The sequence below is a fragment of the Pseudolabrys sp. Root1462 genome (genome assembly GCF_001426945.1).
In the GTDB taxonomy this organism is placed as follows: Bacteria; Pseudomonadota; Alphaproteobacteria; order Rhizobiales; family Xanthobacteraceae; genus Pseudolabrys.
Map to the genome: position 1 here is coordinate 881,390 of NZ_LMFS01000001.1, position 12,221 is coordinate 893,610.

Below are 12,221 nucleotides of genomic sequence, written 5' to 3' on the forward strand. Positions count from 1 at the left end.
CGCCGATTTGAATCGGCTTCGCGACAAACACAGCGACAATTCGAATCTGATCTGAGGAGGGCGTAATTCGTCTTGCGAGCCTGCCCGACGGCCCTGGCGATAGCGGACCATGCGTGGCACTCGGACAGCAGGTAACCATGGCGCTTAAAGTATCAGCACTGAGTAAAAAATAGCCGCCGGTTGATGATCGAAAACTAGGCAATTGCTTATAAAGTGATTTTAATCGCTCAAAATCAATAGGTTAAGCCGATTGTGACGGCTTGGCACAGAGCTTGCGATCTTATTGCGGCGCGAAGAATGCAAGTCAGGACGCGCGTCAAACGCAGGGGATCTCAACGAATGTACACAGTCGTTCATACGGCCGCCAAGCGGCCGACCGCCCGCAGGTGGCTCGCCGCCGCCGCGGGTCTTGCCATCGCGGCCACGGGAGCGATCTCGTCCGCCAAGGCTCAGGACACGATCAAGGTCGGTATCCTTCACTCGCTCTCGGGCACCATGGCCATCTCCGAGACCACGTTGAAGGACACGATGCTGTTCCTCATCGACGAGCAGAACAAGAAGGGCGGTCTGCTCGGCAAGAAACTCGAAGCCGTGGTCGTTGATCCGGCCTCGAACTGGCCGCTGTTCGCCGAAAAGGCCCGCGAACTGATCGCCAAGGACAAGGTCGCTGCCGTGTTCGGCTGCTGGACCTCGGTGTCGCGCAAGTCCGTGCTGCCGGTGTTCAAGGAACTGAACAACATCCTCTTCTACCCGGTGCAGTACGAAGGCGAAGAGTCCGAGCGCAACGTCTTCTACACCGGCGCCGCGCCGAACCAGCAGGCCATCCCAGCCGTCGACTATCTGATGTCGAAGGACGGCGGCGAAGTGAAGCGCTGGGTGTTGGCGGGCACCGACTACGTCTATCCGCGCACCACCAACAAGATCCTTGAGGCCTATCTGAAGTCGAAGGGCGTCAAGGAAGAAGACATCATGGTCAATTACACGCCGTTCGGTCACTCGGACTGGCAGACCATCGTGGCCGACATCAAGAAGTTCGGCTCGGCCGGCAAGAAGACTGCGGTGGTGTCGACCATCAACGGCGACGCCAACGTGCCGTTCTACAAGGAGCTCGGCAACCAGGGCATCAAGGCGACCGACATTCCCGTCGTGGCCTTCTCGGTCGGCGAAGAAGAACTCGCTGGTCTCGACACGAAGCCGCTGGTCGGCCATCTCGCCGCCTGGAACTACTTCGAGTCGATCAAGACTCCGGAGAACGCCAAGTTCATCAAGGACTGGCAGGCCTACACCAAGAACCCGAAGCGCACGACCAACGACCCGATGGAAGCCCACGTGATCGGCTTCAACATGTGGGTCAAGGCCGTCGAGAAGGTCGGCTCGACCGATCCGGACAAGGTGATCGACGCCCTCCCGGGCATCACCGCGCCGAACCTGACCGGTGGCACCTCGACCATGCTGCCAAACCATCACATCACCAAGCCGGTCTTCGTCGGCGAAATCAAAGGCGACGGCCAGTTTGACGTCGTCTGGAAGTCGAAGGGTCTGGTCCCGGGCGATGCCTGGTCGGACTACCTGCCTGGCTCGAAGGACCTCGAGTCCGACTGGGTCAAGCTGAAGTGCGGCAACTACAACACCGTCACCAAGAAGTGCGGCGGCTCGGCTTCGTGAGCCTGCGCCTCTAGCAACCGACAATCCGGGAGGCGGCCGTCAACCGCCGCCTCCCGGCACTGCCGAACAACAAGAAACGTCGCTTTCCTGCCGGGGATCGTGAATCAAATGCGCGGTTTGTTCGAACGTTTCGCTGTCGTGCTCGTGGTGTTCGGTGTGTTCGCCGCGCTGGTGACGACGGCCAGGGCGGGCGCCTACGAAGATGCGCTGCCGAAATTCACGCTGGATAGCTTCAGCGACACCGCCGACGCCATCGACGCCATCGCCGCGTCGGGCAGTCCGCTGGCGCCGCCGCTGCTGCAGGCGCTGAAGGACCAGCGCCTTCTGTTCAGCGCCAGCGCCAAGCAGGTGCTGATCAAGGCCGCCGACGGCAAACTGACCGACGCCGCGACCGGCCAGCCTTTCACCGCCGCGCCGCCGTCAGATCTCGACAACGTCCGTCTCAACAACCGTCTGCGCAATCTCACCGACGCCGCGCTCGGCGCGCTGACCTTAATGGCGCCCGATCCGGGAAAGCGCTACGGCGCCGCGCAGTCGGTGTTCAAGTCGCGCGATGCCACCGCGGCGGCAGCGCTCGACAAGGCGATCGCCGTCGAGAAGGACGCGGGCGTCAAGAAAACGATGCTCGAGGCGAAGGCTGCACTGACGCTTACCGACGCCGGGGCGGCCGCCGCCGACAAGGTTGCCGCCATCGCCATCATCCGCGACCGCGGCGACCAGGATTCGCTGGCGCTGTTGCAGAGTGTGCCGGCCGATGCGCCCAAAGAGGTGCTCGCGGCGGCAACCGATGCCAAGGCCAAGATCGAGCGCAACCTGGCGCTTTGGAATACCGTGCAGAACTTCTGGTACGGCCTGTCGCTCGGCTCGGTGCTGCTGCTCGCCGCCATTGGCCTTGCCATTACCTTCGGCGTCATGGGCGTCATCAACATGGCCCACGGCGAGATGGTGATGCTGGGCGCCTACGTCACCTACGTGGTGCAGGACGTCATCCGCGCCAGCTATCCGGGCCTGTTCGATTATTCGCTGGCCATCGCGCTGCCCCTCGCATTCCTGTTCTCGGCCATCGTCGGCATCATTATCGAGCGCTCGGTAATCCGCTTCCTCTACGGCCGGCCGCTGGAAACACTGCTCGCGACCTGGGGCATCTCGCTGGTGCTGCAGCAGGCGGTGCGCGCGGCCTTCGGCCCGACCAACAAGGAAGTGGGCAACCCGTCGTGGATGTCGGGGGCCTTCGATCTTGGCGGCATCCTGATCACCTATAACCGGCTCTGGATCATCGTCTTCACCGCCATCGTCTTCGTGGCGCTGCTCGCCATGCTGCGCTTCACCCGTCTGGGTCTCGAAATGCGTGCCGTGACGCAGAACCGGTCGATGGCCGCCGCTGTGGGCATCCGTACTGCAAGGATCGACGCGCTGACCTTCGGCCTCGGCTCCGGCATTGCCGGCATTGCCGGGGTGGCGCTTTCGCAGATCGACAACGTGTCGCCGAATCTCGGGCAGGGGTACATCATCGACTCGTTCATGGTTGTGGTGTTCGGTGGCGTCGGCAATCTGTGGGGCACACTCGTCGGTGCGCTGACGCTCGGCATCGCCAACAAATTCCTCGAGCCCTTTGCCGGCGCCGTGCTCGGCAAGATCGCCATCCTCGTCTTCATCATCCTGTTCATCCAGAAGCGGCCACGTGGCATGTTCGCGCTCAAGGGGCGGGCGATCGAAGCATGATGAAATCTCACGCCCTCATTCGCATGCTCGATCGCGGCGCGACTTTGTTTCTCGTGCTGCTCGGCGCTTTCGCCATCGCCATTCCCGCCCTCAATCTCCTGGTGCCGGCGGGCTCGGCACTCCATGTTTCGACCTATCTTGTGGCGCTGCTCGGCAAATATGTCTGCTACGGCCTGCTGGCGCTGTCGATCGACCTGATCTGGGGCTATGTCGGCATCCTGTCGCTCGGCCACGGCGCCTTCTTCGCGCTCGGCGGTTACGCCATGGGGATGTACCTGATGCGCCAGATCGGCACCCGCGGCGTCTATGCCGATCCGATCCTGCCGGACTTCATGGTGTTCCTGAACTGGAAGGAATTGCCGTTCTTCTGGTACGGCTTCAACCACTTCGCCTATGCGGCGCTGATGATCCTCTTGGTGCCGGGCCTGCTGGCTTTTGTCTTCGGATGGTTCGCCTTCCGCTCACGAGTCACCGGCGTCTATCTGTCAATCATCACACAGGCGATGACCTATGCGCTGCTGCTCGGCTTCTTCCGCAACAATTTCGGATTCGGCGGCAATAACGGCCTGACCGATTTCAAGGACATTCTCGGCTTCAACGTGCAGACGGAAGGCACCCGAAACGCGCTACTGGTGATCTCCTGCATCATGTTGGCGGTCTGCTTCCTGATCTGCCGCGCCATCGTCACCTCGAAGTTCGGCAAGGTGCTGGTCGCGATCCGCGACGCCGAGGCGCGCACGCGCTTCATGGGTTATCGCGTGGAGTCCTACAAGCTGTTCGTGTTCACGGTGTCGGCCTGCATGGCCGGTATCGCCGGCGCCCTCTACGTTCCGCAGGTCGGCATCATCAATCCGGGTGAATTCGCGCCCGCCAATTCGATCGAAGCGGTGATCTGGGTGGCGGTCGGTGGCCGCGGCACGCTCACAGGCGCGGTGCTGGGTGCGTTCGTCGTCAATTACGCCAAGACCTACTTCACCTCCGGTGTGCTGGCGCCGTACTGGCTGTTCATGCTCGGCGGGCTGTTCATCGGCACGACCTTGTTCCTGCCGCGCGGCATCGTCGGCACCTGGAACCACTGGCGTAGCGGTCAGAAGGAAAAGAGCGAGGCGGCACGGTCGGCCGACGCCGAGGACGGCATGCTGCCAACGGCTGGATCGCCGTCAACGCAGCCTAGCGCGGCGGAGTAGGGACCATGACCACAGTCGAGTTCAATGCCGAAACCACCTCCGCGCTGCTCTATCTTGACGGCATCAGCGTGTCGTTCGACGGCTTCAAGGCGCTGAATGAATTGTCCTTCGTCGTCGAGCCCGGCGAGATGCGCGCCATCATCGGCCCGAACGGGGCCGGCAAGACGACGATGATGGACGTCATCACCGGCAAGACGCGGCCTGACGCCGGCGACGTGTTCTTCGAGCAGGGCAAATACGATCTGTCGACGCTGGACGAGACCGAGATCGCCACGCTCGGCATCGGCCGCAAGTTTCAGAAGCCGACCGTATTCGAGATGCACACGGTCGAGGATAATCTGCAACTCGCTCTCAGGAACGATCGCAGCGTCAAGGCGACCTTGTTCTGGTCTTCGACGCCGGAGCAGGAGTCGCGCATCGACGAGGTGCTGGAGACGGTGCGGCTCAAGCATTTGCGCAGCCGCGTCGCCGGCTCGCTGTCGCACGGCCAGAAGCAGTGGCTGGAGATCGCCATGCTGCTGGCGCAGGACCCGAAGTTGCTGCTGGTGGATGAGCCGGTCGCCGGCATGACCGATGTCGAGACCATGCAGACCGCCGAACTGCTGCGCGAGATCAACAAGACCAAGACCGTGGTCGTGGTCGAACACGACATGGCCTTCGTCCGCGAGCTCGGCGTCAAGGTTACGTGCCTGCACGAGGGCTCGGTGCTGGCGGAAGGCTCGATCGATCAGGTCTCGACCAATGACCGGGTCGTCGAAGTGTATTTGGGGAGATAGCGCATGATCCGGAAAAGTGGGAACCGGTTTTCCGAATAGATCATGCGCAAAGAAAGATAAGCTATGCTCGAAGTCTCCAAAATCGACCTCTATTACGGCGCGGCGCAGGCCCTGCGCGGCATTTCGCTGAAAGCCGAGCCGGGCAAGGTGACCTGCGTGCTCGGCCGCAACGGCGTCGGCAAATCGAGCCTGTTGCGCGCTTTGGTTGGCCAGCGGCCGGTGAAGAACGGCAGCATCATGTTCGAGGGCAAGGACATCACCAAGCTGCCGACGGTCGAGCGCGCGCGAAGCGGCATCGCCTATGTGCCGCAGGGCCGCGAGATCTTCCCGCTGCTCACCGTGCAGGAGAATCTCGAGACCGGCTTTGCGCCGCTCGCCCGCGCCGACCGCAAGGTGCCGGACGACGTCTTCACTTTGTTTCCGGTGCTCAAGAGCATGCTCGGCCGTCGCGGCGGCGATCTGTCGGGCGGCCAGCAGCAGCAACTGGCCATCGGCCGCGCGCTGACCATGCGGCCGCGATTGCTGTTGCTCGACGAGCCGACCGAAGGCATCCAGCCGTCGATCATCAAGGACATCGGCCGCGCCATTTCCTACCTGCGCTCGCTCGGCGATATGGCGATCATTCTGGTCGAGCAATATCTCGACTTCGCCCAGGAGCTCGGCGACCATCTGGTGGTGATGGACCGCGGGTCTATCGTCTATGAGAGCGACAAGGCGGGCCTCGATGAGGGCGCGCTGCATCGGGCGATGGCGATTTAGTCTCTTCTTCGCCTCCTCCTTGTGGGGAGGTCGCCCGCCGCTCGAAGCTTGTGCGGGCGGATGGGGGTCGAACTGTGATACTCTGCTCACAACTATCACCCCCCTCGCTAACCCGCCCCCACAAGGGGAGCGGGGACAGGTCAGTGTTCGTGACTCAGACCTCACAGTCTCAAACGTTCCTCGCCAACCGCGCGACCGGCCACATCGGCCTGTCTGTCGTGGCGGCGGACGGTGTGACGCGGCGCGCGCAGGTGCATGAGCACGGTTCGTTGCGCGCGCGCTTTCCCAACACGCATGACGGTGCGCTCGAAGTCGTCATCGTCAACACCGGAGGCGGCATGACCGGCGGCGACCGCTTCACCGTCGACATGGCGGTGGGCGAGGGTGGCTCGCTCGTCGCCGGTACCACGGCGGCGGAGAAGATCTATCGCTCAACCGGCCCGGCCGCCGAACTCAATGTCACGCTCAAGGTGGGTGCCGGCGGCAAGCTCGCCTGGCTGCCGCAGGAGACCATCCTGTTCGACCGCGCCAAGCTGTTGCGCCGCATCGACATCGATCTCGCCGGCAACGCCACGCTGATCATGGTCGAAGCCGTGGTGTTCGGCCGCGCTGCCATGGGTGAGGCGATCGCCGACGGCTCTTTCCTCGACCACTGGCGCGTCCGCCGCGACGGCGGTCTCATCTACGCCGACACGGCCAAGCTCGACGGTGACATTGCCGGTCAGCTCGGCCGCCGCGCGGTCGCCGAAGGCGGCATCGCCATGGCGACGGTGCTGCTCACGCCGGGCGGTGCCAGCGAGCTCGAACGTGTCCGCGCCATCGGCGAAAACTTCACCGGCGAAGTCGGCATTTCGGCGTGGAATGGTGTGGCGGTGGCGCGCCTGATCGCCAAGGATGGTGCTACGCTGCGTCACGATATCATCGCGCTGCTCGCCGGCCTCGGCACCGCGGTGCCGCGGCTGTGGTTACAGTGACTTTCTTTTCGAGGATGAAATGAATCTGACGCCCAGGGAAAAAGACAAGATGTTCATCGCGCTCGCCGCCATGGTGGCGCGCAAGCGGCTGGAGCGCGGCGTCAAGCTCAACCATCCGGAAGCGGTGGCGTTGATCTCCGATTTCATCCTGGAAGGCGCGCGCGACGGCCGGACGGTCGCCGAGCTGATGCGCGACGGTGCCCATGTCATCACCCGCGCGCAATGCATGGAGGGCATCGCCGAGATGATCCATGACATCCAGGTCGAGGCGACTTTCCCGGACGGCACCAAGCTCGTCACTGTTCATGATCCGATTCGTTGAAAGGACTAGATCAATGAAGCGTCTTCTCGCTACCGTCGCCATTTTCGCTGCCGGCTCCGCGCCGGCCTTGGCCCATGTTGGCCACGGTGCCACGGGATCCTTCGCCCCCGGCATTGCGCATCCGCTGTCCGGCCTCGATCATATGACTGTGATGGTCGCGGTCGGCCTGTGGGCGGCGCTGAAAGACGGCCGCGCGCTGTGGCTGTGGCCGGCGACTTTCGTCGCGGTCATGCTGATCGGCGGCGCATTGGGTATGGCCCATGTCGCACTGCCTTTCGTCGAGCCGGCCATTCTCGCCTCGGTGGTGGCGCTCGGCATCCTGGTGGCGCTGGCCGTCGATCTGCCCGTCTGGGCCGGCGCGGCGATCATCGGCGCCTTCGCCCTGTTTCACGGTCACGCCCATGGTTCGGAAGTGGCGGAGAATATCGCTGGTTTCGAATACATGGCGGGCTTCGCCCTCGCCACTGCGAGCTTGCACGCGCTCGGCATCGGCTTCGCCAATTTCGCCACGCGCCATTCGCTGCGGCCGCTAGTTCGCGTCGCCGGCGCCGTCTGTGTCGTCGTCGGTGCAGGCCTCTACGGCGGGGTGATCTGATGATCCCCGGCGAGATGTTCATCCAGGACGGCGAGATCGAGCTCAACGCCAAGCGCAGGACCGTGACGCTGACCGTCGCCAACTCCGGGGACCGGCCTATCCAGGTCGGTTCGCATTACCATTTCCTCGAAACCAACCCTGCTCTGAAATTCGATCGCAAGAAGGCCCGCGGCATGCGGCTCGATATTGCCGCCGGCACAGCGGTGCGCTTCGAGCCGGGGCAGACGCGTGACGTGACGCTGGTCGCGCTCGCCGGCAAGAAGACGATCTACGGCTTCCGCGGCGACGTGATGGGGAAACTTTAGGCGCTCCCGAATGTTTTCCATCCTATCAACCCAGCGGGGAGGCCCTGATGAAGCAGACCTACATGGGCGGCTGCCAGTGCGGCAACGTCCGCTACGAAGTGGCGCTCGATCTCGATCAGCCGGTGATCGCGTGCAACTGTTCGCGCTGCGGCCGGCTCGGCTCGCTGTTGTCCTTCGCGCCAGCCAACGAGTTCAAGCTGATCTCCGGCGAGGGGCAGATGACGGAGTACCTGTTCAACAAGCACGCCATCCATCACCTGTTCTGCGCGACCTGCGGTATTCAGTCGTTCGCCCGGGGCGTCAATCCGAAGACCGGCGCGGAAATGGCCGCGGTGAACGCGCGCTGCCTGGACGGCGTCGATTTGGATGCGTTGAAGGTTCACAAGGTGGACGGGCGCAGCGCCTGATCGTGGCTCCGCGATCGGCAGTTCCAAAAGCCATAACGGGCGGACCGTCGTCCGCCCGTCTCAAGCTCTCGGATCCGTTTCCGGGCTGCACGCGTGAGCGCGCCAACCGGTACCCAGTTACTGAGAGCCAGGACCGGCAAGCTGGGACCGCATCATTGCCGACAACGCGTACGTTGCAAGCAGCGCTTACGTTCCACGCCCGCTCCGGCCATGGCGATCAATCCTGTTCGGCGAAGCCAAAGACGATTGATCCGGGGCCAAGCCTATTCCTCGCCGCCTGCATGGCAAGAGCCTGAAATCGCCGGTTGATAACTCTGGGGATTATTAAACAGCCGTGATGTTTGTTTGTTTCGCAACGCCGTCATTCGCTCGGAGCTGATCGATGTCCGTCAAGATGAAACGCAAGGCCTATGCCGACATGTTCGGCCCGACCGTCGGCGACAAGGTGCGGCTTGCCGACACCGATCTCATTATCGAGGTCGAGAAGGATTTCACCGTCTACGGCGACGAGGTCAAGTTCGGCGGCGGCAAGGTGATCCGCGACGGCATGGGCCAGTCGCAGATGACGAATAAACAGGGCGCGATGGATACGGTGATCACCAACTCGCTGATCCTCGACCACTGGGGCATCGTCAAGGGCGATATCGGCATCAAGGAAGGCCGCATCGTTGCGATCGGCAAGGCGGGCAATCCCGACATCCAGCCCGGCGTCACTATTGTCATTGGCCCGGGCACCGACATCATCGCGGGCGAAGGCAAGATCATCACCGCAGGCGGCTTCGACTCGCACATCCACTTCATCTGCCCGCAGCAGATCGACGACGCGCTCTATTCCGGCGTTACCACTTTGCTCGGCGGCGGCACCGGGCCCTCGCACGGTACTTACGCCACGACCTGCACGCCTGGGCCGTGGCACATCGGCCGCATGCTGCAATCCTTCGACGCCTTCCCGGTCAATCTCGGCATCGCCTGTAAAGGCAACGCCTCGCGCCCGGCGGCGCTGGAAGAGATGATCAAAGCCGGCGCCTGCGCCATGAAGCTGCACGAGGACTGGGGTACGACGCCGGCGGCGATCGACAATTGTCTCAGCGTCGCGGAGAAATACGACGTCCAGGTGATGCTGCATTCCGACACGCTCAATGAATCCGGCTTTGTCGAGGACACCATCAAGGCCTTCAAGGGCCGCACCATTCACGCTTTCCACACCGAAGGTGCCGGCGGCGGCCACGCGCCGGACATCATCAAGGTCGCGGGGCTGAAGAACGTGCTGCCGTCCTCGACCAACCCGACGCGGCCGTTCACGCGCAATACCATCGACGAACATCTCGATATGCTGATGGTGTGCCACCATCTCGATCCCTCGATCGCCGAGGATCTGGCGTTTGCCGAAAGCCGCATCCGCAAGGAGACCATCGCGGCCGAGGACATCCTGCATGACATCGGCGCCCTGTCGATGATGTCGTCGGACAGTCAGGCCATGGGCCGCATCGGCGAGGTCATCATCCGCACCTGGCAGACCGCGGACAAGATGAAGAAGCAGCGCGGCGCGTTGCCCGGCGAGAAGGGCGACAACGACAATCTGCGCGCCCGCCGCTACATCGCCAAATACACCATCAACCCGGCCATCGCGCACGGCATGAGCAAGGACATCGGTTCGGTCGAGAAGGGCAAGCTCGCCGATCTCGTCGTCTGGTCGCCGGCCTTCTTCGGCGTCAAGCCGGATATCGTGATCAAGGGCGGCACCATCGTGGCCGCGGCGATGGGCGATCCGAACGCTTCCATTCCGACGCCGCAGCCGGTGCACTACCGGCCGATGTTCGGCGCCTATGGCAAGTCGCTTACGGCTTCCTCCGTGGTGTTCGTATCGAAGGCTGCGGCGCGCTCGTCCCTGCGCAAGCAGCTCGGCTGTGAGAAAGAGTTCGTCGCCATCGACAACACGCGTAAGATCAACAAGAAGAGCATGGTGCTCAACGACGCGACTCCGAACATCGAGGTCGACCCGGAAACCTACGAGGTGCGGGCGGACGGCGAACTGTTGACCTGCCCGCCGGCCGAGAAGCTGCCGATGGCGCAGAGGTATTTTCTTTTCTAGTTGGCCCTTGTTCGGCCTCATGGTGAGGAGCGGCCGCAGGCCGTGTTTCGAACCATGGGCCGCGCCATCCTTCTAGAGGCAGCGCTGCGCGCTGCTCCTCAGGAGGAGGACAGAGCAGGACAAGCACGCCCATGACAGAGTAGAAGGCTTCATGCACCGCGTTCTCTCCATCGTCACTGACTACGACCGCGCTGCCGCGCGCGACCGCGTCGTGCTCGATGCCGATGATCGGCATCGCCGCCGCATCGTGTTGACAGGCGAGAAGGGCACGCAGGTGCTGATCGACTTTCCCGCCCCGGTGGCGATGCGTGACGGCGACGGCCTGGTGCTCGACGACGGCTCGATCATTGCCATTGCCGGTGCGCCGGAGCCGCTCGTCGAGATCGCCGCGCCCAATGCCTTCGAGACGGTGCGGCTCGCCTGGCATCTCGGCAATCGGCACACCGACGTGCAGATCGTCGGCGCCAAGGTGCGCATCCGCCGCGATCATGTGCTCGAGGAAATGCTGCGCGGTCTCGGTGCACATCTGACGCCGGTCGAGGCCGCATTCGATCCCGAGCCGGCGTCACCGCACGGCCACGACCATCAACATGGGCATGGTCATGGATGATGTGGTGCGCAAACGTGCTCTGACGGTGCGAAGCAACAAACTCCGTCCGTCCCCGCGAAAGCAGGGACCTACAGCGGAGGTCCATTCAGAACTGACTTCCCGCGTGCGCGGGAACGAACGGAGTTCCGCGCATCTGCTCCGCCTCATGGCCTGGCTCTCGCCGTCCTTCCCGGTTGGCGCGTTCTCCTATTCCAGCGGAATCGAGTGGGCGGTCGAAGCGGGGGACATTTGCGACGCCGCGACCCTGAAGGACTGGCTCTCGGTGATGCTGACGAATGGCGGCGGTTTCTGCGATGGCGTTCTCTTTGCGCACGCGCATCGCGCCAGCTTGAACGATGACGATAAGACGCTGCGCGACATCGCCGAGCTCGCCGCCGCGTTCGCGCCGTCGAAGGAGCGGCATCTGGAAACTACGGCGCAGGGCAATGCCTTCGTCGAGGCGGCGCGCGCCGGCTGGCCGTGCCCAGCCCTCGACAGGCTCAAGTCGGTGTGGATCGGCCCGGTGGCCTATCCGGTCGCGGTCGCCGTCACCGCCGCCGGTCACGGCATCGCGGCGGACGAGGCGCTGCCGGCCTATCTGCACGCGCTGGCGGCGAATTGGGTGTCGGCTGGCGTGCGGCTCATTCCGCTCGGCCAGACCCAGGGCCTGCATGTGCTGGCGGGCCTTGAGACCGCGATCATCGATACGGCAGAACGGGCCAGCGCCGCCTCGCTCGATGACATCGGTTCGTCCGCTTTTCGAGCCGATCTTGCCTCGGCGCGCCACGAGACCCAGTACACACGCCTGTTCCGGTCGTAATCGCCGGC

General features: G+C 63.5%; 13 protein-coding genes. All 13 read left to right on the top strand.

Annotation, left to right across the window (positions count from 1 at the left end; genetic code table 11):
* The first annotated feature begins 339 nt into the window (after positions 1-339).
* The 13 genes from urtA to ASD45_RS04220 all read left to right on the top strand — a co-directional run bounded on the left by urtA (position 340) and on the right by ASD45_RS04220 (position 12,213).
* Entirely contained in the window at positions 340-1,665 is a 1,326-nt protein-coding gene (urtA, locus tag ASD45_RS04160) for an urea ABC transporter substrate-binding protein (RefSeq protein WP_056910333.1), read from the top strand.
* Positions 1,666-1,773: 108 nt separating this feature from the next.
* The gene (urtB, locus tag ASD45_RS04165; RefSeq protein WP_056910334.1) at positions 1,774-3,387 is read left to right on the top strand and encodes an urea ABC transporter permease subunit UrtB; all 1,614 of its coding nucleotides are present in this window, start codon (positions 1,774-1,776) and stop codon (positions 3,385-3,387) included.
* A complete protein-coding gene (urtC, locus tag ASD45_RS04170) occupies positions 3,387-4,574 on the top strand; it encodes an urea ABC transporter permease subunit UrtC (RefSeq protein ID WP_056912579.1) in 1,188 nt (395 codons plus the stop codon). Before urtB ends, urtC begins: the two co-directional genes overlap by 1 nt.
* 5 nt (positions 4,575-4,579) lie before the next feature.
* Complete coding sequence (gene urtD, locus ASD45_RS04175; RefSeq protein ID WP_056910335.1) at positions 4,580-5,350, top strand: urea ABC transporter ATP-binding protein UrtD; 771 nt, start codon at positions 4,580-4,582, stop codon at positions 5,348-5,350.
* Positions 5,351-5,413: 63 nt separating this feature from the next.
* Entirely contained in the window at positions 5,414-6,109 is a 696-nt protein-coding gene (gene urtE, locus ASD45_RS04180) for an urea ABC transporter ATP-binding subunit UrtE (protein WP_056910336.1), read from the top strand.
* A gap of 149 nt (positions 6,110-6,258) precedes the next feature.
* The gene (locus tag ASD45_RS04185; protein WP_244485200.1) at positions 6,259-7,083 is read left to right on the top strand and encodes an urease accessory protein UreD; all 825 of its coding nucleotides are present in this window, start codon (positions 6,259-6,261) and stop codon (positions 7,081-7,083) included.
* 19 nt (positions 7,084-7,102) lie between these two features.
* Positions 7,103-7,405 carry an urease subunit gamma gene (locus ASD45_RS04190; protein ID WP_056910338.1) on the top strand — a complete coding sequence of 101 codons (303 nt, stop codon included), beginning with the start codon at positions 7,103-7,105 and terminating at the stop codon, positions 7,403-7,405.
* 13 nt (positions 7,406-7,418) lie between these two features.
* Positions 7,419-8,000: a HupE/UreJ family protein gene (locus tag ASD45_RS04195; protein WP_056910339.1), complete on the top strand. Its 582-nt coding sequence runs from the start codon at positions 7,419-7,421 to the stop codon at positions 7,998-8,000.
* Positions 8,000-8,305, top strand: coding sequence for an urease subunit beta (locus ASD45_RS04200; RefSeq protein ID WP_056910340.1), 306 nt, complete (start codon positions 8,000-8,002; stop codon positions 8,303-8,305). The genes ASD45_RS04195 and ASD45_RS04200 overlap by 1 nt, the downstream gene beginning before the upstream one ends.
* A 47-nt stretch (positions 8,306-8,352) precedes the next feature.
* Positions 8,353-8,712, top strand: a complete 360-nt coding sequence (locus ASD45_RS04205; protein ID WP_056910341.1) for a GFA family protein — start codon at positions 8,353-8,355, stop codon at positions 8,710-8,712.
* A gap of 382 nt (positions 8,713-9,094) precedes the next feature.
* Entirely contained in the window at positions 9,095-10,804 is a 1,710-nt protein-coding gene (gene ureC / locus ASD45_RS04210; protein ID WP_056910342.1) for an urease subunit alpha, read from the top strand.
* A gap of 151 nt (positions 10,805-10,955) precedes the next feature.
* Positions 10,956-11,414, top strand: a complete 459-nt coding sequence (locus ASD45_RS04215) for an urease accessory protein UreE (RefSeq protein ID WP_056910343.1) — start codon at positions 10,956-10,958, stop codon at positions 11,412-11,414.
* Positions 11,415-11,505: 91 nt separating this feature from the next.
* Positions 11,506-12,213, top strand: a complete 708-nt coding sequence (locus tag ASD45_RS04220; protein ID WP_056912580.1) for an urease accessory protein UreF — start codon at positions 11,506-11,508, stop codon at positions 12,211-12,213.
* Positions 12,214-12,221 lie beyond the last annotated feature (8 nt).